Source organism: Laspinema sp. D2d, assembly GCF_025370755.1.
GTDB lineage: Bacteria > Cyanobacteriota > Cyanobacteriia > Cyanobacteriales > Laspinemataceae > Laspinema.
In genome coordinates this window covers 1-24,913 of sequence record NZ_JAMXFC010000059.1, presented here as the reverse complement: position 1 = coordinate 24,913, position 24,913 = coordinate 1, and the positions used below count along the sequence as shown (strand labels likewise).

Sequence of the window (24,913 nt, the reverse complement as noted above, 5' to 3'; positions counted from 1 at the left end):
CTCATTTTTGTCCTACACTCTTTTAACAGTGGCTCCCCTCCTGGTGGGTCAAATTTCGCTTAGTCTAAACTCCAGTCTTAAAAAAAATTTAAGCTTCCCGGGCAAACCAAATCAATGGGAAGGTGATATAATCCGTTAAATGAAAGGCGATCGCTGAGTTCGTTCAACCCGAGCTTCAGCATCTTAGAGTATAGCAGCTCGCTCAATTCAATAATAGGGTGTAAGGGAGAAAAAGCGATTGTGCAAGCTAAACTGCTAGGAAACTGGAACTGGGGCACCCGATGGGCGCAGATAGTGAGGCGCGAACTCTTGGTGAATTGGTTATTCATCAAAAGTGAGATATGGGTCGGAGTTGTCCCGGGATTGATTTTTCTATGTGTGGCCTGGAATTCGCAAGAATCGCCAGCCGTAGAATTGCTGCCGGTCTTAGCCGGTGGCACGCTCTATTTCTTGTTATATACTTATACGTTTTGTGTAGCCAACCAAATGATGGGGGTAGTGGGCGATCGCATTAACCAACGCGATCGGCCCCTGTGTCGGGGACTGATTTCCTATCGGGGAGCCAAGTGGCGCTGGATTGCCAGCATGGTCAGCTTTTCGGTCGTAGGATGGCAGTTAGGGGTTTTTGAATGGACTCTGCTCTGGCAACTCTGTATCATGGGTCTCACTTTTGGGCGATTGGGTGTAGATTGGCCTACAAAACACTTCTTTTTAGGACTGGGAGCGATCGCTCAAATGGCAGCAGCATGGCAGGCCGTCGCCTCTATTGACATGGTTCAGGGGACTTGGATCTTATTGGTCGCTATTCTTTGTAGCGCTGTTGTGGGCATTCAAGACCTGAGCGATTTGGAGGGAGATGTAGCAACGGGAGTCAATACATTTCCGGTAACCTTTGGCAATGTGGGCAGCCGAGTTATCCTTTGTATCGGCTTTTTACTGTTGCCTTTAGCCATTCATGTGGGACTGTTGATGCCAGCGGGTTTGAACAAACCTTTACTGCTCTGGGCGCTCGCCCAAGCCCTTGTCAGTTGGGGCGTGGCTGCGCGGGTGTTCCTCTATCGATCGCCCACTGCCGACCGTGATACCTACTTACTGGCTTTAGCGTGGTATTACATCGTTTTAGGGAGTGCAAGCGCTGCATTTTAGCTAAATTCAACGCGCTTCACCTCAGAAATCATCCAGATTGATCGCCCATGATTGGCGATCATTTTTTTGCTCATGCCATCTTGAACCCTCACGATTCCCCCATAGAAAATAGGCCGATTTTCTGGCCGTTGTTGAAGGCAAATGCCCCGAACTCAGAATCGGGTCTAATTCTGTCAAAAATTCTGAAACGGTGGGCAGATTCACCGAACCCTGTGGAGTCTGGGAAGATCCCCGATAAAAACCCAAATGGGCATTCTCAGTTTGAAGGGCGATCGCAAACAGTGACGATTGATAAACTGTCTACTTCAATGCTTACTAACGGGAATCGAGATTGTAAGGTAAACCATGAGCACGCTTGGCAACAATCTAAAGCTAAATTGGGTAGGTTGCATCAACGAACCCACGCCGATTCGTGCTCGATGACAAGATAGAGAAGAAGAAGGCGATCGCCAGAGAAGCAACCATGAATAAACAGGATTTAGCATTTACACCGGCTTTGGAACAAGCGCAGTTGATTCGGACCAAACAACTCTCGCCTTTAGAATTAACCCAGCTTTATTTAGACCGCATCGAAACCTTAGATCCCAAGCTGGGTAGCTATTTTACGGTTACCTCAGAATTAGCCTTAGCTGATGCCAAAGCTAAAACAGAACAACTCGCCACAACCGATCCCGATACCCTGCCCCCCTTCTTTGGCATTCCCATCTCCATCAAGGACCTCACCGCCGTGGCAGATATGCCCTGTAGCTACGGCGTGGCGGCCCTGCGGGACAAATTACCCACTCACGATCGCGCTGTCGTTACCCGCATCAAACAAGGGGGATTTGTCCTCTTGGGAAAAACCGCTACATCTCAATTAGGCAGTCTTCCGTTTACAGAACCCGCAGGATTTCCACCCACCCGCAATCCTTGGAATTTAGACTACAGCCCCGGGGGGTCCAGTGGAGGAGCCTCTGCCGCCCTCAGTGCAGGATTATGCGCGATCGCCCAGGCATCCGATGGCGGGGGGTCCCTGCGGGGTCCCGCCGCTTGTTGTGGATTAGTCGGCATCAAACCCGCCAGAGGGCGCGTTTCCCTAGCGCCCTTGGGGGATTGCGTCAATGGATTACTAACTCATGGGGCGCTCACCCGCACCGTTGCCGATGCCGCTGCCATGCTGGACCTGATTGCGGGTTATGTTCCTGGAGACCCTTATTGGCTTCCCGACCCTAACCCATCCTTTCTCGCTCATGCCACCGCGAAAATTGTAAAACCCTTGCGGATAGCCTTTGCCACCAAGATTGACCCGATTGGGGAAGCCGCCCCGGAATGTCAGCAGGCGGTCCTCAATACGGTGCAACGCCTGGAAGAGATGGGACACGCGATCGAACAAATTTCCCTAGACTTAACTGATTTACTCCAACCCCTCACCGCCATTTGGGTCAGTGGCGTCTCTTTTTCCGGGATGCCTAGAGAAATTCTGCAACCAATCAACCAGTGGTTTTTAGAACGCGGACAGCAGATAACAAGCGGGCAATACTTGCAAGCAGTGGCCCAGATGCAGATGTTTTCCCGGCGAATTGTCGCCTCCTTGGAGCAATATGACGCCCTGGTATTGCCGGTATTGATGAGTCCAACCATTCGGGTGGGGGAATGGGCGAATCTCAGTCCTGAAGAGATTTTGCACAAGAGTTTTGAATGGGTGGCCCCCTGTCCCTTATTTAATGCTACAGGTCAACCGGCGATCGCCATTCCCGCCGGATTTTCCTCCGGTTTACCCGTGGGGGTCCAGCTTGTGGGTCGTCCCGCAGGAGAAGCTCCCCTCTTCACCTTAGCCGCTCAACTAGAAGCCGCTCACCCTTGGATTCAATACCGCCCCCCCATTGCCTAAGATATCAATAGACTAGGGATTAGCAGCTAGATTTAGGCTCAGGATTTACCGATTATCCACATGAAGAAACCGGGTTTCTGCCTGAATCTGTGATAGATAGGCCAAAATTTGGCAAGAAACCCGGTTTCCGGACCCTACTTGGGTTTGCTCTGTGATAAAAAAACTCCCTCCTGAAGGGGAGAGAGTTGAGGGTTTAGGTTGAGGCTAAAATTTAATTCGCAGGAATCGCCGCACCAGACTCAGTGCTCGGTTCTGCCGACTGAGGCGCTGGAGTTGTTTCGGCTGGGGTTTCCGGTGCTTGCTGGCTTTCTACCGGAGGCGTAGCGGGTTCGGCTGATTCCGCAGGCGCAGAGTTAGGATTAATTTCCGGCAGGTTGATGTTGATATTCGAGGGGATAGGAGAGGCGGATTCCGGTTGCTCTGCGGGAGCCTCTTGAGTTTGAGAGTTGGGGACCGTGATATTAATATTTGGGGCTGGTTCCGCCGCTGGAGCGGGTTCAGAAGAGGGTTGCTCTTGCTCCCCGGAAGTATCTTGCGGGACTGGAATCACTCGTTCAATCAGAGTCCGTTCTCGCTCAATCGTGCGGGTGGGTGCGGGTTCGGCTTCCGTCTGTTGAGGGACGGGCGCAGGAGGGGGAGTAGAAGCGCTATCCCGTTGAGACAGATAGTATAGAGTCCCTGCCCCTAACGCGACTAAGGAAGAGAGGATAATACCCAAGAATAAGCCTCGGGCGGAATTGTCGTTATCGCGATCGCGCAGTCGATTTTCTTGAACGTTTTCCACCACTCGACCATGTACATAACCTTCGTTATAACCCGCATTTTGTGCCTGATTGACTCGGGCAGCCGTCGGACTGGCGGGGGGTACGCTGACTTGACCATGCCCTTGAGGTGTGCTGTTGACCTCGGAAGGGGTTTGAGGATAGGATTTGCGTTCGTTAGATTTCATAATCGGTTCTATCAAAAGTATTCAACAAATGGGGGTAGGTAACGTCGGCAGTTTGAGACGGGAAATAACCAGGGTGTTGGTTCAAGCTTTTAAAGATTTCCAACTGAGTTAAAAACAAAGGGTCTACCCGGGTTCATTTTCGAGGTCATTATCTGCTTCGGCTTTGAGAATCCACGGGATTAAAATGCAATTTCAATCCAAAAGTTTTGGAGTGGATCGTTGCTGGTTCAACGGTTTCACAGTTGCTGTACACCCCTTCCTAAAAAAAATAGTTTAATAATGAGAGTTCGAGAGTCTGAGCGGGGATAAGATACCGTCAGAAGGAACAGGGATTGTTTTGCGAATGAATCGAAAGGATTCGAGGGCGCAAAACGACTTTTTTTGGGTCATCCTCGGGCCGATCGCCTTCTGAATCAGAGGGCTTGGCACAGGGGATGAGAGTTTACCCCAATGTCCCATCGAGTCGGGCCTTGGACCCTAGAGAATCGGTTGAAACTCTAGGCGGATTGGACTCCTGATTGGTTCAGGATTCAACCCTGCTGTAATTTCAACTGTACTGGTATAAAATCTAGTTCGGCTCCCCCCCTGGAGGGATTTAAAGTCCCTATAATTCGGTAGAGGAATCGGTAAAAATCCAATGGATTAAAGAAAAATATTGAAGTATAAATTTTGGATAAGTTTTTGGGGAACAATCCTATAAAAAATGAGTCTAAACCCCGTTTTGAATCTGGAGTTTAAAATTTAGTTGAAGATTGTTCAATTCTAAAGCTAATTTCTTGGTTTTTATTCCCTTTGGATGAGAGATTTTCTAAGAGAAAAGGGTAGCGGAGCGCCCCGGTGGGGAGAACCATCGGGACTGGGTATGGGCTGTTTGGCGATCGGCTTTAGCAAAGGATGTGCTGGGGCCATGAAGAGAACCCCTAAATTCAAGCTGACTCCCCCGGGCGATCGCCTCTTCAGGACGGGGGGAAGAAACAAAGCGCACTTCATCGATTCGACTGCCTAGATCCTGGCGATCGGCAAGGACCACCCCCTCCCCTCATCCAACCTCCCAGCTCAAGGAATAAAATTTTAGCTCTCCCCAATGGGTCCCTAATTTGCCTCAACCCAGAGAAAATGTGGTATCATCTTGTTGTGTGAGCCTCACAGAACAGTGCTGTCCTTTCACTCTAAAGACACAGATGCTTAAAACGACCTTAATTACAGGCTCGATTCTCTTGGCGTTTCTGTATATCGGATTTGGAGATAAATTGACTTTTCTGCCAAAAGAAATGCAGACTACGAGCGTCCAAACTCGCACCAGCCTGACGAAATTTGGCAACGGACTCATCCCGAAGTGGGTTTCTAACACTAAAGAAAAACCCGATTCGTTTGAGCGAACAGAACAGCAACTTCAACAAGAACAAAAAAGTAAGTAATGGAATTCCAGGCGTTCCCAACCCTTGGACCATTGCACCGCAGCACAGACGCGCCCTAGGGCGCGTCTGTGGTTTTTGCTTTTTCTACGACCGGGGCTTATTTTTTCTTCAGCCAACTAAACATCGCCCGCAAATCTTTTCCGACTTCCTCAATGGGATGTTCGGCTTCTTGTCGGCGCATGGCGGTAAATCCAGCCTTACCAGATTGGTTTTCTAACACGAATTCCCGAGCAAATTGTCCCGTTTGAATTTCCTTGAGAATTTTCCGCATTTCGGCGCGGGTGGTATCGGTGACGATGCGAGGACCGCGCGTGTAGTCTCCATATTCTGCGGTATTGGAGATACTGTCGCGCATGGTGGCGAGTCCACCTTCCACAATCAAATCGACAATCAGTTTGACTTCATGCAGACATTCAAAATAAGCCAATTCGGGCTGATATCCAGCTTCAACCAAGGTTTCAAACCCGGCTTTAATTAAGGCACTGAGGCCCCCACAAAGCACCGCTTGTTCACCAAACAAGTCGGTTTCGGTTTCTTCGCGGAAAGTCGTTTCGAGGATACCGGCGCGGGTACCGCCAATGCCTTTAGCGTAAGCCATTGCCCGATCGCGCGCTTGACCCGTAGCATCTTGATACACCGCAAACAAGGCGGGAACCCCTTCTCCCTGTTCATAAGTCCGACGCACCAAATGTCCCGGCCCTTTCGGTGCCACCATCACCACATCCACATCATCCGGGGGGACAACTTGTCCAAAATGAATGTTAAAACCGTGGGCAAAACACAGTACATTGCCTGCGCTGAGATTCGGCTCAATTTCATTTTTATAAACCGACTTTTGGACCTCATCCGGCAACAAAATCATAATCCAGTCAGCAGCTTTCGCGGCGTCAGCAACGCTATGCACGGTCAATCCGGCGTCTTTTGCTTTGGTGGCTGATTTGCTGCCCGGATACAGCCCGACAATGACGTTCATGCCACTATCTTTGAGGTTGAGGGCGTGGGCGTGACCTTGAGAGCCGTAACCAATAATTGCAATGGTTTTTCCGGCTAATAGGTCCAAATTTGCGTCTTCGTCGTAGTACATCCGGGCCATAAACAGACGTCTCCTTCCAGCAAGCTTCGTAAATATTGCAAACTTTGTATTGTATCAGATAAGAGGAAGGATTCCAAGGTCAAGTAGAGTTTTTGCGAGTGGAGGATGGGGTTCTATTTGATTCTGGTGGCTTAAGGCTACCCTAGAAATCGTAAGCTCGATATTATGTCCCAGGAAGGATAGAACCAATGGATGAAGTGGTAAAAAAGGTGGCCGCTTTGGGACTGCCTGGAATTATTTTGGCGATCGCAATGGCAACGACAGGGTTAACAGGTTCAGCGGCGATCGCCGCTGCCTTAGCGATGTTGGGGGGTCCCGCCGGAGTCCTCGGCGGCATCGGCGTTTTGGGGATTACTGGGTTAATTGCTGAATATCTGACCCGGGAAAGTCTTGAACAATTACTCACTGATGTCTATCGGGTGCGTGCTCGTACCGAACGCACTCAGGTGGTTTTAGGGGAGTTGGAGTGGTTACCGATTTCTGAGGAGTTGAAATCTCGTCTGGAATGGGAAGTGCGCCAAGTGGGCAACCAACAGGCGAATTTTGCGACCTCGATTGCACCCGTAACTCAGGAGGCGATCGCCCTTTTAGACCAGGTTAAGGGCATCAACTATGCTTCCGACAGCGACTTGAAAAATTCTCGCCCAATTTTTGTCCTGCGGGATGGAACAGTGGTCCGCACCTGGAAAAATTGGGCGGGAATTGACCATATTTTCCTCGCCGATGCCCAAGGGAATATTATTTATGGGGGGTTTGTCAGTTGGATGGATAGCGACGCCCTGAATGCAGCGATCGCCCGGATTCGCACGGACTTTACTTAAAATCAGGACGGCAGCAAATCTTCCAGAAGGACCCGAAACTGGATCAGAAATTCATGATTTGCCCGGACTCTCGATAGATGCGATAAACTAGCTAAAACTCACGCCAGTGGTGTTTGTTGTGACTCAAAACCGAGTAAACTTCAACAACCGAAAACTCCCGATGCCACCGGGTACCTTGTCGGCCCTCAATTATTATGCCTTGCTTGGTCTCTCCAATGGGGCAACAGTGCCGGAAATTCGGCGCGCTTATCGGGAACTGAGTAAACGGTATCATCCCGATACGTCCCCCCTTCCTCCTGATGAAGCTCGGGAAAAGTTTCAACAGCTTAAAGATGCCTATACGACTTTGAGTAATGACCGAGAACGACATCTCTATGATGTGAAATTGAGACTAGAGCGGGACGGAATCGGGGGCAATGGGGTCCAGCTACCACCGCACTGGAAACGCACTCCTGAAGCTGTTTATGAGCGGTCTCCAGGGATGGGTCGAGAGCCGTCTGAGCGTCCTTTGTCCGGTGGGGAGTTGTTTGTGCTGTTGATTCTGGGGATCACGTTGATGGGTTGTTTGTTACTGGCGATCGCGATCGGGTTGACCCGAGAAAATGTGGCCTTATCCTCTCAAACTCCCGAATTGTTCTCCATGCCCGTCTCGACGATCGCCTCTGATGGGAGAATGAACCTATCCGACCCAAGTTGGATGTTGAACTCGTGAACTGTCTTTTTTATCCTCAAAACACAGGACGCGGTGACGGCGATCGGGGAATCCCCGTAGAACAAATTTTCTAAACTTACTTGAGCAAAGCTAAATTTTTTATGACCTTACCTTCACCGGATACCCCGCTTTATAACCATGCTCTTCCTGCGATCGAGCAATGGTTAGAGGACCAGGGATGCGAACAAGACCGAACGGAACTGCACTGCTGGCGGGTAGAACGCCCCAGTTGGAATGCAGAACTTGTCCTAGATGTCGATCATGTCAGTGTCCGCTACATCAATGCTGAGGGTGGGGTGCAAGATGTTCAACGCTCCTTCAAATATTCTCTCAGTCGGCGAGATATTGAAGAAGCGATTTTTAGTGGACCGTAGGGGAGTGGGGGAGATGGGGGAGATGGGGAGGATAGGGGAGAGTTGGGGGATGGGGGAGAGTTGGGGGATGGGGAGGGTTAGACTTTGCCGAAACGGCGTTCTCGTTTTTGATAGGAACGGAGGGCGTAATGGAATTCTTGGCGGTTAAAATCCGGCCAGAGGGTGTCGGTGACATAGAGTTCTGAATAGGCGACTTGCCAGAGGAGAAAATTGCTGAGGCGCATTTCGCCACTGGTGCGAATCAACAAATCCGGGTCCCCGACATCGGAGGTGTAGAGATGACGTTCAAATAACGCCTCATCGATTTGTTCGGGTTGAATTAAACCTTGCTGGACTTGTTCAGCGATCGCCCGACAAGCTTGGACTATTTCCTGACGACCCCCGTAATTCGTGGCGATCGTAAAATGAATCCCCTTATTGTTGCGAGTATTTTCCACCGATCGCCTGATTTCTTCTTGGAGGGATTTCGGCAAAGACTCTAAGTTTCCCACAAAGTTAATCCGAACATTTTCCTCCATCATCTCCTGGAGCTCTTGGCGCAGGACCCGCTCAAACAGGGTCATTAAAAAATTGACTTCCTCTAAGGGACGCCCCCAATTTTCACTGGAAAATGCATAAACGGTGAGGGCCTGAATACCCCAATCCCGACAGCAGCGCAGGAGGTCCTTCAGGGTATCGACTCCCCGCCGATGCCCCATAAACCGGGGCATTCCATGAAGCTTTGCCCATCGACCATTTCCATCCATGATCACTGCTACGTGCTTGGGGAGTCTCTCGCGATCGAGGTCAGCAGGCAACTGTTGTAAAGCTGATGGCTTGGTAATCATTTTTTCTCCCGTGAAGCCGACGATGGAAGACGGAGCAAGCGTAGCACGAGTCCGACTGCTTTTGATAGTAACTGACGGCCTAAATTTCGCAAATCTGGAGCAACGGGTTCCCGTTCGACGGTTTGTGAAAATCGGGCTTGTAGTAGTTCCTTGAGTTTACTACTGGTTAACGGTCGATTCAGGGTACCTTTTTCGGCCAAGGAAATCGAGCCGGTTTCCTCGGAGACGACGACGCAAACGCAGTTTTCCACTCGTTCTGTAATCCCCATTGCGGCTCGATGGCGGGTTCCTAACTGTCGGGAAGCGCTGCGATCGGACAAGGGGAGAATCACCCCGGCTGCCATAATGCGAGAAGCGCGAATTAATAGCGCCCCATCATGTAACAAGGTACTGGTCTGAAAAATAGTCTGCAAGAGTTCTTTTGAGACCTCAGCATTGATTTTTACCCCGGGAACGGAAAAATCCCGTTCGTCGATCGGACCGCTCGTTTCTAATATCATCAAAGCGCCGGTGCGGTTTTGGGAAAGTTCCTTGACTGCATCGACAATTTCATCAATGACACTATCCGGTTTAGGAATAATCTGGCGGTAGGGTTGAAAGAGTTGCCGGATTTCGCCTTTACCCAATTGTTCCAAAAATCGGCGGAATTCTGACTGAAGAATCACCGCCATTGCGACTGCCGAACCAATCACTAAATTATTGAGGACGAAACTCAACAGAGTCAGTTTCAGGCGGCTACTGATAGCGGCTGCGACCATCAGAATGATAAATCCGCGAACGATCCAAAGGGTGCGGCGCTCCCCAATGATGACGAGCACCATATAGGTTAGGGCCAAAACCAAGAGGATGTCCAAGGGAGTTTTAATCCAGTCCGTCCAAATTTCGACCAAGTGAAGTAGCAAGGACTGAGTCCAGTTCGGGTCGATCGACAATTGCTCCCACAAATATCCCATCGGATCTCGATTAACCTTGCGCTTCTACATGACGAGATTGATAGGCTGGCAATCTCGCCAGCCTGTTACTTTTTTGTGGGTTAAAACCCACAGGGGGTTGAGCCAAAGCTGTTTGTCCACCCTCCAAGCGATCGCCCCAACACTGGAATCAGTTTTTAACCGATTACAGGGCTCAATGCCAGAAGTTTTAAGGGCTTACACCGCCGGTCCTGTGCCCCAATAAATGGCTATTAACTCAGATGAGCCAGTCGTTCAGGTAGGCGGTCTTGTCGAATTAAATCTTCGTAAGTTTCCCGGGCCAGGATGATGTTGGCAATCCCATCTTTGACTAATACGGCAGCGGGTCTGGGTACTCGATTATAATTCGAGGCCATGCTGTAATTGTAAGCACCTGTGGTCATAACGACTAGAATATCGCCGCTTTCGGTTTTAGGCAGACTGGCTTGATGAATTACAATGTCCCCCGATTCGCAGTGCTTACCGGCTATGGTAACAGTTTCACTCAGGGGTGCGGACATCCGATTGGCGACAACCGCTCGATAAACGGATTGATAGGTAATCGGACGAGGGTTATCGGACATCCCGCCATCTACGGAAAGATAGGTGCGGATTCCGGGTACCTGTTTTTGTGCGCCTAGGGTGTAGGCGGTGACGCAAGCGGGACCAATGAGCGATCGCCCGGGTTCACAAAGCAATTTCGGTAAGGCGACTTGTTGGGACTCGCAAGCTTCAATAATCGCTTCGCTGACGCCTTTAACCCATTCTTCAATACTCGGGGGGTCGTCAGATTCTGTATAGCGAATGCCTAATCCGCCTCCGACATTAAGTTCGGTTACGGGAAGTTGGTAAGCAGCGGCTTGTTTTAACCATTGAACCATGACGCCAGCGAGGTCCCGATGGGGTTGCCGTTCAAAAATTTGGGAGCCAATATGGGCATGGAGTCCAATGCAGTTGAAAACGGGATGCTGTTGGACAAAGGCAAAGACTTCTTCGATTTGGTCGGGATCAAAGCCAAATTTGCTGTCGAGGTGTCCGGTGCGGATATATTCATGGGTGTGACACTCGATCCCCGGGGTGAACCGCAACATGAGGCGGATGGCAGACTGTTGGGTTTCTTTGGCGATCGCGACTAACTGATGCAAGTCTTGCCAGTTGTCAGCCACGACGGTACAGCCACTGGCAACGGCAATCTGTAATTCTTCTTGAGATTTGTTGTTGCCATGCAGATAAATTTTTTCGGGGTTTAAACCAGCTTCTAGGGCCGTGTACAGTTCACCACCACTGACGACATCGATGCCGAGGTTTTCTTGGCCGACGATCGCGCAGATTGCCAAGCAATTCCAGGCTTTTGATGCATACAAGACCTGAGATTGACCGGGATAATACCGAACAAACAGGTCCCGATATTGTCTGGCCCCTTCTCTGAGGGTGTCTTCGTCCACAATATAAAGGGGCGAACCGAACTGCTCGACCAAGGTAACGACATCACAGCCGCCGATTTCTAGGCGATCGGCTTCGTTGACTCGGGCGGTGAGGGGGAGTAGTTCTTGATTGGGCGATCGCGTCGAGGGGGCGCTACCGGATTGAGTTAGATACTGACGGCCTGTTTTCTGAACCGCCGGGGTTTGAATGGATACCATATTTAACAATTTGTATGAGGTTAAGTCGAGCAGCGTAAGTGGCTTCGTTTTCCAGTGTACAATCGTCTCCTGTCCTTTCTCCAATCAAACTCGGCTGTTTTGTGCCTGTTCTATTACTCAACCGACTCACCCCCGACCTGTTGGAGTCTGTCGTGGAACTCGATCAGCGTTCTTTGGGCGGAATGTGGAGCTTTGATGCCTATCAGCGCGAGTTCAACAGTCCTAACAGTGATTTGCTGGTGTTATCGATTCCTTCAACACCGGACTCTTCTGATTCCCTAGACTCTACTCCGGTTTCCCCTCTGGTGGGCATTGGTTGCCTCTGGTCGATTCTGGAGGAAGCTCATATCACGGTTCTTGCCATTCATCCCGATTATTGGCATCAGGGTTTCGGTCAGTCTCTGCTCTACGGGCTGTTGACTTGTGCTTGTCAGCGGGGTCTGGAATGGGCCACCTTGGAAGTACGTCGCTCTAATCAACCGGCTTGGTCTCTCTACCAAAAGTTTGGTTTTAGGGAGGTTGGTTTTCGTAAACGGTACTATAAAGACACGGACGAAGATGCCCTGATTTTTTGGCTTTCTGGTTTGCATAAACCCGAATTCACTGATACTTTAGGGCAGTGGGAAGTCATTGTACGCGATCGCCTCGCTCAATCGGGCTGGTCTTTATCGGTACATCTTTAGGTTGATGATTTTTGGCTAGTTTTTGGTATAATGCTATTAGGTTTTCTGAAACGTTAAAAACCACTTTTAAAAGTTGGGGTTTCATGACGATCGCAATAGCAGACCCTGGGTCTGACTGTTGAATTTTTGATTGACGAGTTAAACAGCATTCTTTCTTACCTTGTCTAGTAAAACCACCCTAAAATATCTAAGGGGGTATATATATGCCAAAACTACTGTCTACACTCCTGACTTTCGCGGGAGTCAGTCTGAGTCTGACCGCGATCGGACCGGCAATGGCGATGAATTCTGAACGGTTCATTGCCCAAGGTCCTGAATCTAGTCCAGAATCTACAGAGGAGATTTCGCAAACAGATATGGGCGATCGCGCCGATCTGGAACGGGGAATTAGTGATTTTGACTGGGATCTCCCCAATCAAAACCCTGAAACTGAATTCGGCACTCCCCTCCTCCTTCCCATCCGCCTTACTGTTCCTTCCCAGGAAAACGAGGGTGATGGGTTAGCGGTTCAAATCGATTTCACTCGGTTAGATCGATTAGAACAGGTCGAGGGCCAACGGTGATTGATGTCAGGAGAAAGGGGAGGGTTGCAACGGCAACTCTCCCCTTTCTGTTGGAGTCATTCCCTCATTAAACCCTAACTCCTTCTTTTATCCTCTGGGAACAGAGTCTTTTTAAATCATCCACTAAAATTCCCAACAAATTCATTGCCTCAACTTGCACCGCCACAAACGCATTCGTACAGGATTTAGTCCCGTGGCGACGGTCTAAAATCGTTTGACCTCGGGTATAATTTCCAGCGGTTTCTACCCTCACCAATCCCCGCCGAAATAACAAGGTTTCTGGATAAAATAAATAAGCAACGGTGACCGCATCATGAACTAAAAATCCATTGATTCCAGCGGTTTCTCGATGTTGTAAACAAGACTTGCTCATAAATTGACTCAGGTGGTGAATAAACTGGGCCAAAAAAAGGTTAGGATATCCCTGGGCGATCGCCTCTGTCATCTCCACTGTTAAAATTAGCTTCCGGGTCACATCCAACGGCAAAATCACCAAATCCTCGCGACTCTCCAAAACAGCGACTGCCGCCTCGGGATTAAACGCCACATTAAACTCAGCTATTGAACTCACATTTCCGGGAACCTCAAACGCACCCGCCATTAACACCAATTCCTTCGCCAACCGCAAAATTCCCGGTCGTTTCTGTTCTGCTGCCGCCAAATTTGTCAGCGGTCCCAACCCAATTACCGTCACCTCTCCCGGTGCAGCTTCCAAGGTTTCAATAATCATCTCATCGGCATAGGGTGCCGCTGCAAATTGTCGATGAGAATCTGGCAATAAATGAGATAAATTGCCCATGCCATCGATTCCATGTACTTCCGCAGCATCCCCAATTTTTCCACCCTCCCAAACCACACTCCGTCCCACCTTCACCGATTCAAACCCACCTAATGCTAAGACTTTACAAGCACTAGCAAAAGTCAATTCAGCGGAAACATTTCCCGCCACAGTCGTCACCCCCGACCATTCAGCAAACCCTTGTTTCACCAAACTTTGCAACCACAGCAATGCAAACGTATCATCTCCCCCAGGGTCTGTATCTACTAGAATTTTTCGGGGAGATGGTGTCAAGATTTGACCGGACATAATTCCTCATAAATACTTTATAGAATTCCTAGATTTTTGACAATTTTTTTAAAAGCCCCCCTTCTTAAGGGGGGTTGGGGGGATCAATCCCGATTTTTGCAACCAATCTAATGAGTTAATTAAGATTTTTGAGGCTTTTTAGTAGACCGATAAAAAGGCTTTTTAACCACCGTTCCGGGATAGGTTTTTCCACGAATTTCTACCTGAATGGATTGACCGGGTTTACTCAGTTCTAGGGGTAAATAAGCTAAGGCGATCGCCTTTTCTAAAGTCGGCGACCAACTGCCACTGGTAACTTCTCCGACTGGTTTACCTTCAGATATCACCGGATAACCATGACGCGCAATATAACGACCCTGCATTTCGATTCCCACCAAGCGCTGTTTAACCCCCGTTTCCTTCTGGTTTGCTAACACTTCCCTCCCGATAAATTCCCCTTTGCTATCCAGATGAACTAACCAACCCAAACCTGCTTCTAATGGCGTAGTTTTTTCATCAATATCTTGACCATAAAGTGCCATTGCTGCTTCCAGACGAAGGGTATCCCGACAACCCAAACCACAGGGAGTTACTCCTGCATCCAACAGCGATCGCCACAGGGTCATTCCCGTTTCTGGATTCACCATCACCTCATACCCATCTTCCCCAGTGTATCCCGTGCGGGCCAAAAATCCATTTCCCCCACATACGGACCCTTGTAAATGTCCAAAGGGTTTCACCGAAGATAGATCCACCTCCACAAACTGTTGCAGTTTCTGTACTGCTTCGGGACCTTGAACCGCTAGTAATACCTTTTGTTTGGATAAATCCTGCAATTCCACATCGGACCCGACCAATTGTGCTAACAACCAAGCTTTATCTTGCGCACAAGTGGCAGCATTGACAATCACTTGAGCAAAGTGCTTTCCAGTTTCATCCTGTCCTTGATTATAAAAAATAATATCATCTAGGATACCGCCTTGGGCATTCAGGAGCACTGTGTACTGACCCTCACCGGGTTGTAACCGAGACAAATCTGAGGGGACTAATCCTTGCATTTGCGTTAGCAAATCTTTACCGGAAAGCGAAAACATCCCCATGTGGGAGATATCAAACATTCCCGCAGCGGTTCGGACTGCTTGATGTTCCGGGTTAATTCCCGAAAACTGCACCGGCATTTCCCATCCCGAGAAGGCAGTCATCCTAGCATTCAAGGCGATCGCCTCCTCATAGAGGGGAGTTCGGGACAGGGGTTGTGCCGTCTCATTTGCTGCTGTGGTTGCCACTAATGTTACCTCCGGTTCGGTGAAATATTTCCTATTTTAGGGGAAATTGGACACGGTGGCAGGGGGATAAACAGGTGATGGGGAAACCGGGGAATCTGCCTGTCGGTCCGATCCGTTTTGTGCTTATATTTTTTATACTCTTCCAAAATTTTAAAAATTGCCCTAATTTTTAATACATTTGTAACCAATCAATTAAACTCACTTGCCGATGTTTATCTAGTTCTTCAATTCGCTTTTTTTCTTCAGAAATTTGTTCTTGATAGTAACGTGCACGGTCGGGTTCTTTTGTCACATCGGTTTGCTCCCAAAGCTGTAACGCTTGACGGCAACGCTTATCACAGAAAACCCTTTCAATACAAGCGATCGCCCCTTGAATCATCAGAGGCGCATTAAATAAATCTCGCTGAGACTTTTCATCCAAATGAAACAACTCAGAAACAGGTTTTAAATCCCGATTATTTTGTAAAAATCGCTCTTGCACTTGAGACAGTAAATCCCCGGTTGGATTGTGATATTCAACCTGGATAATTTGCTGCCACAAAAACCGATGATGGGTGAGACTAAAATCTAAATCCCGCGCCTCTAATTCCTGGGCGATCGCCCCGCGATGTTCCGGACAATGCAAATACAGCCGCAATAATACCGCTTCTGCATTTTCTAACAACCCGCGATCGGCAGAAACCGGAACCAATTCTAGTTGCTTCTCCTGTTCACTCTTACTTTCCTTGCGCCGGATTCGATTGAGTTGTTTAATTAACTCTTGCGCCCGAGAAGAGAGTGAGGTTCGATTCCCCTGAGTGAGAATTTCTGCACAGCGATTGACATAAGATATCCGGGTATCAGGATTCTGAATTTTAGTGAGTAAATTCACCATTTGCTTGGCAACTCGTTGATAAGCATCGGAGTCGTTTAAATTATTTTTCCCTAACAATTGCTGCATCTGCCAATCTAACCATAAAGGCGCATTATCCATTAGTTGCCGATAGGGTTCCGGACTGCCGGTAGATTTAAGAAAATCATCTGCATCTTTGCCATCGGGAATATTGATGATTTTCAGTTGGACTTGTCCCTTATATGCCAATTCAGCAATTTCTCCGATCGCCCGTTCCGCTGCCGTTGTCCCTGCCGCATCTGCATCAAAATTTAAAATCACTTGTTTAGAGTCGGTATAACGCAATAATTGCTTAACCGCATCCAAACTCAACGCCGTCCCCAAAGAGGCAACTACATTAGAAATTCCCGCCGCATGAAGGGCGATCGCATCAAAATATCCCTCCACCACTACCGCTTTATCTGCCTTAGAAATCGCTGTTTTAGCTTTATCCAATGCATACAGAGTTCTCCCCTTATCAAATAACGGCGTTTCCGGAGAATTGAGATACTTCGGTTGTTCATCGCTGAGAGTTCTTCCCCCAAAAGCGATCGCCCGTCCCTGGGAATCATGAATTGGAATCATTAGGCGATCGCGAAAGCGATCGTAATATCCTCCTCCAGTATTTCGCGCTTTAATTAACCCCGCCTCTTCCACCAACTGTACCGAAAACCCTTTTTCTTCCACCAAATAACTGTAGAGACTTTCCCATCCTGCTGGTGCATAACCCAATTGAAACTGTTGAATTGTTTCCAGACTCAATTGCCGGTCAACTTTCAAATAATTCAGCGCATCACTGCCTTGCGGTTGATGTAAAGCGTGCTCATAAAACCGCACAGCGATCGCCATAATTTCATAGAGTTCCTCTCGTAGAGAAAGCTGCCGCTGTAACTCCTCTCGCTGTTCCGGTTCAATGGTATGCACAGGAACCTGATACCGTCGCGCCAGATCTAACACCACATCGGAAAACGAGTGTTTGCCAATTTCCATCAAAAACGTAATCGAATTTCCCCCCGCCTGACATCCAAAACAGTAATACATCTGTTTACTGGGACTCACGGTAAAACTGGGCGACCCTTCATCATGAAAGGGACACAATCCCACCAAATCTTTCCCCTGTTTTTTGAGTACAACACGCTCAGAGACGATATCTACGATATCAGCACGTTGCTTGACTTGTTCAATCGTGTCAGGATGGATGCGAGGAACGTTCATTAGCACAGAATTACAGATTGATTCTTATAATCATATTAAGTCCTAAATCCCGATTTTATTATCGGGTGATGGGAAAAAACGCTTAGGGTTGAGGTGGGGGTTAAACCTGTGAAAATGATAGGGATTGCGATCGCGGTAATTGTCGGACTGTTCATCGCCGTAGAAGTGGCACTCAGACTGCTTTTTGGGTTTGGCAACCCTCCCCTGTACATCCCAGACGAGAAAATCGGGTATCTGTTAGCACCCAATCAAAAACTGCGACGCTTTGGCAATCGCTTCGAGATTAACCAATATTCTATGCGGAGTGCGACACTCACCCCAACATCAGACACCCCGCGAGTTTTGTTGCTAGGAGACTCCGTTGCCAATGGCGGATGGTGGACAGATCAGGCGCAAACCATCTCCGCCTTAATGCGCGAACAACTCCCGGAACGCCTTCCGGGGAATTCCCCTCAAATCGAAGTGCTCAACGCCTCAGCGAATTCCTGGGGACCCCGCAATGAACGCGCCTATCTGGAGAAATTTGGGACCTTTGGTGCAAAGGCAGTGGTGTTGCTAATCAATACCGACGATTTGTTTGGGACCCAACCGAGTTCTATACAAGTTGGACGCGATCGCAACTATCCCCACAAAAAACCGCCCTTAGCACTGGTAGAGGTTGTGAGTCGATATCTGTTACCTGCGCCAACAGTGCCTAAGTTACCCGAGGAACAAGGCGATCGGGTGGGATTAAACTTAGCAGCAATTCAGCAAATTCAGCAAATCGTCACCGAAAACCAAGGTCAATTGCTATTAGCAATCACCCCGTTATTACGCGAACTCGGAGAACCGGGACCAAAAGACTATGAAATAAAAGCCCGTCAACGCCTGCAACAATTCACCCAACAGCATCAAATCCCCTACTTAGATTTTTTAGACCCTTTTAATGCCGTAGAAAACCCAGAAACTCTATATCGGGACCACATTCATCTCAGTCCCAGTGGCAATGAATTGGTTACCCGACAGATTACTGAGGCCCTTGCGCCGATGATGTCATTTTAATGCATTGGGGTAGGAGTGCGAGCAAAACGCTCGCTCTTGTCAAGAGCGGGCAAGAAGATGTGATGCCTCCGCCACGCTACGCGAAAGCACTCCTTTCCTCTAAATATATTAAGCAATCATCCCATCTGATGTTATTATGCTGATGGTTAATGGTTTAAGACCGAGCAGGGATGAATATTTTTGATCGTTCACAACATATCTATGTTTCTTCCGACTTTGACGCCATCATCAAAGATACAATTCGCTTTTTCAATGGAACGCCTGTACATTCGATTCCTATTCCCAAACGCTTTTCGGGTACGGGCGTGTATGCTCTATACTGTATTGCTCAATCTGGAACCTACTCAAAATTTCATAAAGTTAATAGAACTGCATTTAATATGCCAATTTATATTGGTAAAGCAGTTCCCAAAGGGTGGCGGCAAGCTAGGCAGTTATCCTCCACAGACAATAGAAGTTACGAATTATATAATCGAATCTATGAACATAGTCATAGCATCAATATGGGAGAGGGTTTAGAGATATCAGATTTTTTCTGCCGTTTTATGATTCTCGAAGGGAGAGAAAGTGATTTAATTGGAACGGTTGAGGCGGCCCTCATCCGAAGATATCAACCCATTTGGAACACTTTAATTGACGGATTTGGTAATCATGACCCGGGCAAGGGTAGATACCAGCAAGCAAAATCAGATTGGGATATTTGCCATCCGGGACGTCCTTGGGCAGAAAAGTGCCAGGGAATACCTGCAAACCGGGAAGATCTTTTTCAAAGTATTGAAAACTTTTTAAATAATTTAGATGATGAAGAACAACCCTAAAATATCTTGCTTAGAATTATTTGCAGGTGCAGGGGGTCTAGCTAAAGGAATAGAACTCTCGGGAATTCAACACATTGCCTTGATTGAATGGAATAAAGATGCCTGCAAAACTTTGAGCTATAACTATAGCGAAAATCTGGTTTATAATACCGATATTCGTTTATTCCACTTTAACCAGTTTGATAACATTGATATGGTTGCAGGTGGTCCGCCCTGTCAACCCTTTTCAATGGGAGGAAAGCATCAAGGAAATATAGATGAACGAGATATGTTTCCTTATGTGTGCAAAGCTATCAGTATCTCTAGGCCCAAGTTTTTTATTTTTGAAAATGTCAAAGGTCTCTTGCGCACATCATTTAAGCGTTACTTTGAATATATCATTTTAAGATTAACCTATCCTGATATTGACATCAACCATTCCGAAACTTGGCAAGAACATCTAATCCGGCTTGAAAATATCCATACATCAGGCCAGTATAATGCTGTAAAATATCAGATAACTTTTCGCTTGGTGGATGCAGCAAATTACGGCATTCCCCAACGCCGTGAGCGAGTTTTCATTGTCGGTATTAGAGAGGATTTAAACATCAACTGGGTTTTTCCTCAAGAAACCCACTCTCTGGATGCACTACTCTGGTCACAATTCATCAGTGGTGATTATTGGGAACGACATAGAATCAAACCTTCAAAACTTGAAAATTTAAATAAAAGAACCCAACAAAGAGTTGAGCAACTCATCCAACAACCTACATTATTCCCTCCGCCCTTAAAGCCCTGGAAAACAGTTAGAGATGAAATTGGAGAACTCCCAAAACCGGATCTTCAAGGAAGTTTTAATAGTGAGCATATTCTTAGAACAGGTGCCAAGGCATACCCTGGACACACTGGAAGTTATATTGATATGCCTTCTAAGACATTGAAAGCAGGAGATCATGGTGTTCCTGGAGGAGAAAATATGATTCGGTATGAAGATGGTCAAATTCGGTACTATACAACCTTTGAAGCTAAACGAATCCAGACGTTTCCAGATGATTATAAAATTGTGGGTTCATGGACAGAAGCCATGAGACAGATTGGCAATGCTGTACCTGTAAAATTAGCACACTATATCGCGAATTCTTTGACTCAAACAATTTATATGTCAGAGATTTCTCCTACCTAGATTTTTCAGCCCCTTTTAATTCATTAGACAACCATCTGCACCTGATCCAGAAGCAAAGTGGCAGCATTTCTGCATAAAATGTTAAAATTTAATTAAGAAATACACTTGTTGATCTCCGCGAGATATTTTATGATAGGATTTCAAATTAAGTTTACTATTGAATATCTATAAATACATTGGCAGGCATGAACAAAAGCCAAGAAATCCAGAGTATTATCGCCCAACGTCAGCCTCTCGCGAAAAAGTTGGAAGAGATTGAGAAGGGGTTATCATCGCTTTATGCGGGAATTCAGGAATTAGAAGAAGACTGATTAGAGCTAAAATACTGATTAACCGGGAAAAAGAGGTCAAGCAATATCGAATTTTTCCCGAAATCAAAAATCCCCTAATTTTTCTCAATTTCAGTAAATCTACCATTACTCAAATGAAAGCCTCTGAAACTAAGCTACTCGCCTTGATTAAGAAGTCCCCGCAGTTCGTCATCCCCATTTACCAACGTACCTACTCATGGACAGAAAAAGAATGTCGGGAGTTGTGGGATGACATCATGCGTACTGGCTCAAAAGATGAAATTAGTTCTCACTTTTTTGGTTCTATTGTCTATATTGAAAAAGGACTTTATCAAGTTTCTAGCCAGTCTCCACTCCTAGTTATTGACGGACAGCAACGCCTAACTACAGTAACATTACTAATTGCAGCCTTGGCTAATGCCATTGGCGACGCTGAACCAGTGGAAGGTTTTTCCCCGCGCAAATTGCGAAACTATTATTTGCTTAATCCAGACGAGGATGGAGAAAAATACTATAAGCTGATTCTCTCGCAAACTGACAAATCCTCACTGATTGCGATTCTCAACCAATCCCAGCAGCCTGAAGACTATTCTATCCGGGTCAGACAAAACTTCGAGCTGTTTGAGTCACTGATTAAGGATTATCAAGACAATCTGGCGACTGTCTGTAAAGGATTAGCAAAATTAGTGGTTGTAGATGTTGCCCTGAGTCGGGGACAGGACAATCCCCAACTTATTTTCGAGAGTATGAACTCCACGGGTCGTGAGTTAACCCAAGCTGACTTAATCCGTAATTACATTCTGATGGGACTTGAACCCAAACTTCAAACCCAGCTTTATGATGAACATTGGCGGCCTATGGAAGTGAAGTTTGGACAGGAGGCTTATGGAACACAATTCGATAGCTTTATGCGTCATTTTTTAACAGCAAAAACTGGTAAAATTCCAAATCAAAATGCCGTGTATGAAGCCTTTAAAGCTTATTCAAGAGTCCCAGAAGTTGAGCAAAATGGTGTGGATGCGTTGGTCAAAGATATTCATACCTTTGCTGGGTACTACTGCGCGATGGCTTTGGAGCAGGAGCCAAAAACGCAACTTAAACGAGCCTTTCAAGACCTGCGAGGATTAAAGGTAGAGGTAGCTTACCCATTCCTATTAGAGCTTTATCAAGATTATGCTTCAGGTGAATTCCCTGAAACAGATTTTGTGCAAGCAGTTAGACTGGTGGAATCTTATGTCTTCCGCCGTGCTGTTTGTGGTATTCCTACCAATTCCTTGAACAAAACTTTTGCTAACTTTACAAAAGCCCTCAAGAAAGAGCGCTATCTCGAAAGTATTCAGGCTCACTTCCTGCTACTGCCGTCCTACCGACGCTTTCCTAATGATGATGAATTTAAGCGATCGCTGCAAACTAAAGACCTTTACAATGTTCGCGATCGCAGTTACTGGCTTCGACGCTTGGAAAATCATGATCGAAAAGAAAAAGTAGAAGTAAATAACTGCACGATTGAACACATTATGCCCCAGAATGAAAATCTTTCTTCTGCATGGAAGACCTCACTGGGGCCAGACTGGCAACGCATTCATCAAACGTACTTGCATACCCTTGGAAATCTAACGCTTACTGGATACAACTCGGAATATAGTGATAAACCCTTTGTTGATAAGCGTGATATGAAAAATGGTTTTAAAAACAGTCCACTGAATTTGAATGAAGGACTGGGGCAGGTTGAGCAGTGGGATGAATATGCTATTCGCAAACGAGCAGATCGACTCTCTACAATGGCCTTAAATGTTTGGATTTCTCCCAAATTGGACTCTAATGTGCTTGATAGTTATCAATCAAAGCCTCAGCAATCAGGTTACACGATAAAAGATCACCCCTATCTGTGTTCTGGAAAAATGGCAGACCTTTTTCAAGCCTTTCGCAAGGAAGTTCTTGCCCTTGATTCTGGCATAACTGAGGAGTTTTTGAAGCTCTATGTTGCTTATAAATTGGAGTCCAACTTCGTAGATGTAGTCCCACAAGCCAAGCGGTTACGAATTTCTTTAAATATGCGATTTCCAGAAATTAATGATCCCAAGAGAATTTGCCAAGATGTATCGAGTGTGGGGCGATGGGGAAATGGGGATGTTGAGCTGGGTCTAGCATCTCTTGATGAATTACCCTATGTTTTAGGGTTGGTGAGGCAATCCTTAGAAAGACAAATGGGAGACGTAGAGTAATGGATAATTGATAATTGATAATTGATAATGGACAAGTGAAAATTGTCTAATGTCCATTATCCATTTCAAACTGACTGAAATTGTGCCATTAACCAGGCTCCGACTTGGGATTGGTCTTGGTTGCGACTCCGTTGCAGCGCTTGGTCTAGGGTCGCTATCTCTAGTCCTGGAAACATCAGAGAAACATCAATTCGCTGACTCCCCCGATCGCTCATCTGATATGCCAATACCTCCGCTGTTTCCACGTTCACAATCCAATACTCAGCAATCCCCACCTCTTCATAGAGGACTCGCTTGACGGTGCGATCGTCCAAGAGGGATGATTTCGCCACCTCCACCACCAAATCCGGTACCGGATACTCTTCCAGATTCACAATGTCAGTGCCTTTGGGGATGGCGGTTGCCTTAGTGCCAATGTAATACGCTAAATCCGGCTGAAACTCGACATAGCCCGGTTTGCGGAAGGAACAGTTATCTAATTCTTTAAATGCGATCGCCTTCAAAATACTATACAAGTTAACAGCTAGGGAAATCACACTATGGTCTGTGCTGTGGTCAAAGCCTACCGATAGTTGCATTTCTAACCTCATTCGCCCATTACTATAATAGCCTTTAGATTTAGCATGGGCGGGGTCATCCAAAGCACTCAGGTACTCATTCCAGGTGGCAGGAACCCAGGTATCACTGGCTATTAGATTAGAGAGTGGATTCATGCTCATCATCTCCGAGGAAAAATTGACATCCATTCTATGTTACTCGTCCTCTGGAACTTTGGCAACCGGCAGAGTCTCCCTTTCTCATTTTCAGAAATGTTACAAATTTTCAGGGTTAATGCACTTTATACAAAAATTTTTTATTTTTTGACATTATAAATAAAAGGAGAATCGTAAACTTTGAACTGTTCGGGAGCAATAAACTGCCAAGATATTACCACAACCCGAAACCGGGTTTCTCATATAAATTTTGTGTCTTCGCCAAGATGGCTGTGAATAAACCCGGTTTCTCACCCCCAATGCACAACCACCATCACCCTGATAAATGACACCTTCCCAACCTGTGCAGGGAGGGAGTGCGAGGCCATATCAATTTAAACTATTGCTTAACTAACGGTTTGGATTGCTGAATTGCTGGTAATGTTAGCATCAACTGTAGCCAGTGTTAACCCATAGTAAATAGCTGTGGCTACAATAAATCTGTCGGCTGGGTCTTGATGGGGTAGGGAAATTTGGCGACTTAAAATAGCAATGGCATAATTCATCTGTGCCTCACGAGTTTTCAGGGTTTTTAAAGCTAAGTTAACCCATGTAATTGGGTCAGGATGTAAAGAGATCCGTCTTTTTTCTGCCAAAATCAATGTTTCCCAAATGCTAATTGGACTCAGCCAAAGTTCAGTATTAGGATCGGCAATTGCCGTTTTAAGTTGGCTTGATAAGCGTTGATCTCCGAGTAAATACCAAAGCCAAATGTGGGTATCTAGCAGCACTTTCATTCTAACACCTCCCAGGGCTGAGGCTCGGGCGCAATTATATCTCCTAAAATTTCACCGCTTCCTTTCATCGCCCCAAAAGCGGGGCGGGCATCTGGGGTCGTAGCGGGATAGATAATCACTAAGGGTTTGCCTTCATGGATCACCGTCATGGGGGTTTTAGTCCGTTCGACTTCTATAAATAGATTCTGGAGAATTTGGGGCAGTTCATTGGTTGTAATTTCTGTCATTTGTTAGGTCCTGAACCGTGAAAAATAATGTAAATGCCGCACAGCTTAATTTTAGCTGACTATAAATTCCCCGAGTCCTGACCCAGCGTCTGGACTAATACCAATTAAATTTAAGCCTGCACAAGATGAAACTCAGTCGGCTCAAACTTAGTAGCTAATAACGTATCGAGGATA

General features: G+C 46.9%; 25 protein-coding genes. 13 read left to right on the top strand and 12 right to left on the bottom strand.

Features of this window, described 5'->3' with window-relative positions; all coding sequences use genetic code 11:
- Positions 1-240: 240 nt before the first annotated feature.
- Both NG796_RS25155 and NG796_RS25150 read left to right on the top strand, forming a co-directional pair.
- Positions 241-1,146, top strand: a complete 906-nt coding sequence (locus NG796_RS25155; RefSeq protein WP_261210122.1) for a UbiA family prenyltransferase — start codon at positions 241-243, stop codon at positions 1,144-1,146.
- A 463-nt stretch (positions 1,147-1,609) separates the two neighbouring features.
- Complete coding sequence (locus tag NG796_RS25150; RefSeq protein WP_261210124.1) at positions 1,610-3,016, top strand: amidase; 1,407 nt, start codon at positions 1,610-1,612, stop codon at positions 3,014-3,016.
- 211 nt (positions 3,017-3,227) lie between these two features.
- Here NG796_RS25150 and NG796_RS25145 read toward each other — a convergent pair whose 3' ends face one another.
- Together NG796_RS25145 and NG796_RS25140 are read right to left on the bottom strand one after the other, a co-directional pair.
- Positions 3,228-3,965: a hypothetical protein gene (locus tag NG796_RS25145; protein WP_261210120.1), complete on the bottom strand. Its 738-nt coding sequence runs from the start codon at positions 3,963-3,965 to the stop codon at positions 3,228-3,230.
- Positions 3,966-4,773: 808 nt separating this feature from the next.
- Positions 4,774-4,995: a hypothetical protein gene (locus NG796_RS25140; protein ID WP_261210118.1), complete on the bottom strand. Its 222-nt coding sequence runs from the start codon at positions 4,993-4,995 to the stop codon at positions 4,774-4,776.
- Positions 4,996-5,146: 151 nt separating this feature from the next.
- On the opposite strand from NG796_RS25140, the gene NG796_RS25135 reads away from it, so the two are divergent.
- On the top strand, positions 5,147-5,383 hold the full coding sequence (locus tag NG796_RS25135; protein ID WP_261210116.1) for a hypothetical protein: 237 nt from the start codon (positions 5,147-5,149) through the stop codon (positions 5,381-5,383).
- A 97-nt stretch (positions 5,384-5,480) separates the two neighbouring features.
- Here NG796_RS25135 and ilvC read toward each other — a convergent pair whose 3' ends face one another.
- Positions 5,481-6,476, bottom strand: coding sequence for a ketol-acid reductoisomerase (ilvC, locus tag NG796_RS25130; protein WP_261210114.1), 996 nt, complete (start codon positions 6,474-6,476; stop codon positions 5,481-5,483).
- 188 nt (positions 6,477-6,664) lie between these two features.
- Between ilvC and NG796_RS25125 the strand changes: the two genes are divergently transcribed.
- From NG796_RS25125 to NG796_RS25115, 3 genes are all read left to right on the top strand, one after another.
- Complete coding sequence (locus NG796_RS25125) at positions 6,665-7,297, top strand: hypothetical protein (RefSeq protein WP_261210113.1); 633 nt, start codon at positions 6,665-6,667, stop codon at positions 7,295-7,297.
- A 160-nt stretch (positions 7,298-7,457) separates the two neighbouring features.
- A complete protein-coding gene (locus tag NG796_RS25120) occupies positions 7,458-8,009 on the top strand; it encodes a J domain-containing protein (RefSeq protein WP_261210111.1) in 552 nt (183 codons plus the stop codon).
- 101 nt (positions 8,010-8,110) lie between these two features.
- Positions 8,111-8,383, top strand: coding sequence for a DUF3143 domain-containing protein (locus NG796_RS25115; RefSeq protein ID WP_261210108.1), 273 nt, complete (start codon positions 8,111-8,113; stop codon positions 8,381-8,383).
- A gap of 77 nt (positions 8,384-8,460) precedes the next feature.
- Here the strand turns inward: NG796_RS25115 and uppS are convergent, their stop codons facing one another.
- The 3 genes from uppS to lysA all read right to left on the bottom strand — a co-directional run bounded on the left by uppS (position 8,461) and on the right by lysA (position 11,803).
- The gene (gene uppS, locus NG796_RS25110) at positions 8,461-9,210 is read right to left on the bottom strand and encodes a polyprenyl diphosphate synthase (RefSeq protein ID WP_261210106.1); all 750 of its coding nucleotides are present in this window, start codon (positions 9,208-9,210) and stop codon (positions 8,461-8,463) included.
- The gene (gene cdaA, locus NG796_RS25105) at positions 9,207-10,163 is read right to left on the bottom strand and encodes a diadenylate cyclase CdaA (protein ID WP_261210105.1); all 957 of its coding nucleotides are present in this window, start codon (positions 10,161-10,163) and stop codon (positions 9,207-9,209) included. Before cdaA ends, uppS begins: the two co-directional genes overlap by 4 nt.
- 230 nt (positions 10,164-10,393) lie before the next feature.
- Entirely contained in the window at positions 10,394-11,803 is a 1,410-nt protein-coding gene (gene lysA / locus NG796_RS25100) for a diaminopimelate decarboxylase (protein WP_261210103.1), read from the bottom strand.
- A 101-nt stretch (positions 11,804-11,904) separates the two neighbouring features.
- On the opposite strand from lysA, the gene rimI reads away from it, so the two are divergent.
- On the top strand, positions 11,905-12,486 hold the full coding sequence (gene rimI / locus NG796_RS25095; protein WP_261210101.1) for a ribosomal protein S18-alanine N-acetyltransferase: 582 nt from the start codon (positions 11,905-11,907) through the stop codon (positions 12,484-12,486).
- 203 nt (positions 12,487-12,689) lie between these two features.
- Positions 12,690-13,049 carry a hypothetical protein gene (locus NG796_RS25090; protein WP_261210099.1) on the top strand — a complete coding sequence of 120 codons (360 nt, stop codon included), beginning with the start codon at positions 12,690-12,692 and terminating at the stop codon, positions 13,047-13,049.
- Positions 13,050-13,116: 67 nt separating this feature from the next.
- Here the strand turns inward: NG796_RS25090 and NG796_RS25085 are convergent, their stop codons facing one another.
- From NG796_RS25085 to dnaG, 3 genes are all read right to left on the bottom strand, one after another.
- The gene (locus NG796_RS25085; protein WP_261210098.1) at positions 13,117-14,136 is read right to left on the bottom strand and encodes a nucleoside hydrolase; all 1,020 of its coding nucleotides are present in this window, start codon (positions 14,134-14,136) and stop codon (positions 13,117-13,119) included.
- Positions 14,137-14,255: 119 nt separating this feature from the next.
- Entirely contained in the window at positions 14,256-15,401 is a 1,146-nt protein-coding gene (gcvT, locus tag NG796_RS25080) for a glycine cleavage system aminomethyltransferase GcvT (protein ID WP_261210096.1), read from the bottom strand.
- 169 nt (positions 15,402-15,570) lie between these two features.
- Positions 15,571-17,487 carry a DNA primase gene (gene dnaG, locus NG796_RS25075; RefSeq protein ID WP_261210094.1) on the bottom strand — a complete coding sequence of 639 codons (1,917 nt, stop codon included), beginning with the start codon at positions 17,485-17,487 and terminating at the stop codon, positions 15,571-15,573.
- Between the two features lie 108 nt (positions 17,488-17,595).
- Here dnaG and NG796_RS25070 point away from each other — a divergent pair, with 108 nt between their 5' ends.
- The 5 genes from NG796_RS25070 (at position 17,596) to NG796_RS25050 (ending at position 23,023) form a co-directional block, all read left to right on the top strand.
- Positions 17,596-18,528 (top strand): SGNH/GDSL hydrolase family protein, encoded by a 933-nt coding sequence (locus NG796_RS25070; protein WP_261210092.1) that lies wholly within the window; start codon positions 17,596-17,598, stop codon positions 18,526-18,528.
- A 170-nt stretch (positions 18,529-18,698) separates the two neighbouring features.
- On the top strand, positions 18,699-19,346 hold the full coding sequence (locus tag NG796_RS25065) for an Eco29kI family restriction endonuclease (RefSeq protein WP_261210091.1): 648 nt from the start codon (positions 18,699-18,701) through the stop codon (positions 19,344-19,346).
- Positions 19,327-20,508, top strand: coding sequence for a DNA cytosine methyltransferase (locus tag NG796_RS25060; protein WP_261210090.1), 1,182 nt, complete (start codon positions 19,327-19,329; stop codon positions 20,506-20,508). The genes NG796_RS25065 and NG796_RS25060 overlap by 20 nt, the downstream gene beginning before the upstream one ends.
- A 185-nt stretch (positions 20,509-20,693) precedes the next feature.
- Positions 20,694-20,819, top strand: a complete 126-nt coding sequence (locus NG796_RS25055) for a hypothetical protein (protein WP_261210089.1) — start codon at positions 20,694-20,696, stop codon at positions 20,817-20,819.
- Positions 20,820-20,932: 113 nt separating this feature from the next.
- A complete protein-coding gene (locus tag NG796_RS25050) occupies positions 20,933-23,023 on the top strand; it encodes a DUF262 domain-containing protein (protein ID WP_261210088.1) in 2,091 nt (696 codons plus the stop codon).
- A 65-nt stretch (positions 23,024-23,088) separates the two neighbouring features.
- Here NG796_RS25050 and NG796_RS25045 read toward each other — a convergent pair whose 3' ends face one another.
- The 3 genes from NG796_RS25045 to NG796_RS25035 form a co-directional block, all read right to left on the bottom strand.
- Positions 23,089-23,736, bottom strand: a complete 648-nt coding sequence (locus NG796_RS25045; protein WP_261210087.1) for a Uma2 family endonuclease — start codon at positions 23,734-23,736, stop codon at positions 23,089-23,091.
- A gap of 386 nt (positions 23,737-24,122) precedes the next feature.
- Positions 24,123-24,512, bottom strand: a complete 390-nt coding sequence (locus NG796_RS25040; RefSeq protein WP_261210085.1) for a type II toxin-antitoxin system VapC family toxin — start codon at positions 24,510-24,512, stop codon at positions 24,123-24,125.
- Positions 24,509-24,739 (bottom strand): type II toxin-antitoxin system Phd/YefM family antitoxin, encoded by a 231-nt coding sequence (locus NG796_RS25035; RefSeq protein WP_261210083.1) that lies wholly within the window; start codon positions 24,737-24,739, stop codon positions 24,509-24,511. Before NG796_RS25035 ends, NG796_RS25040 begins: the two co-directional genes overlap by 4 nt.
- Positions 24,740-24,913: the final 174 nt, after the last annotated feature.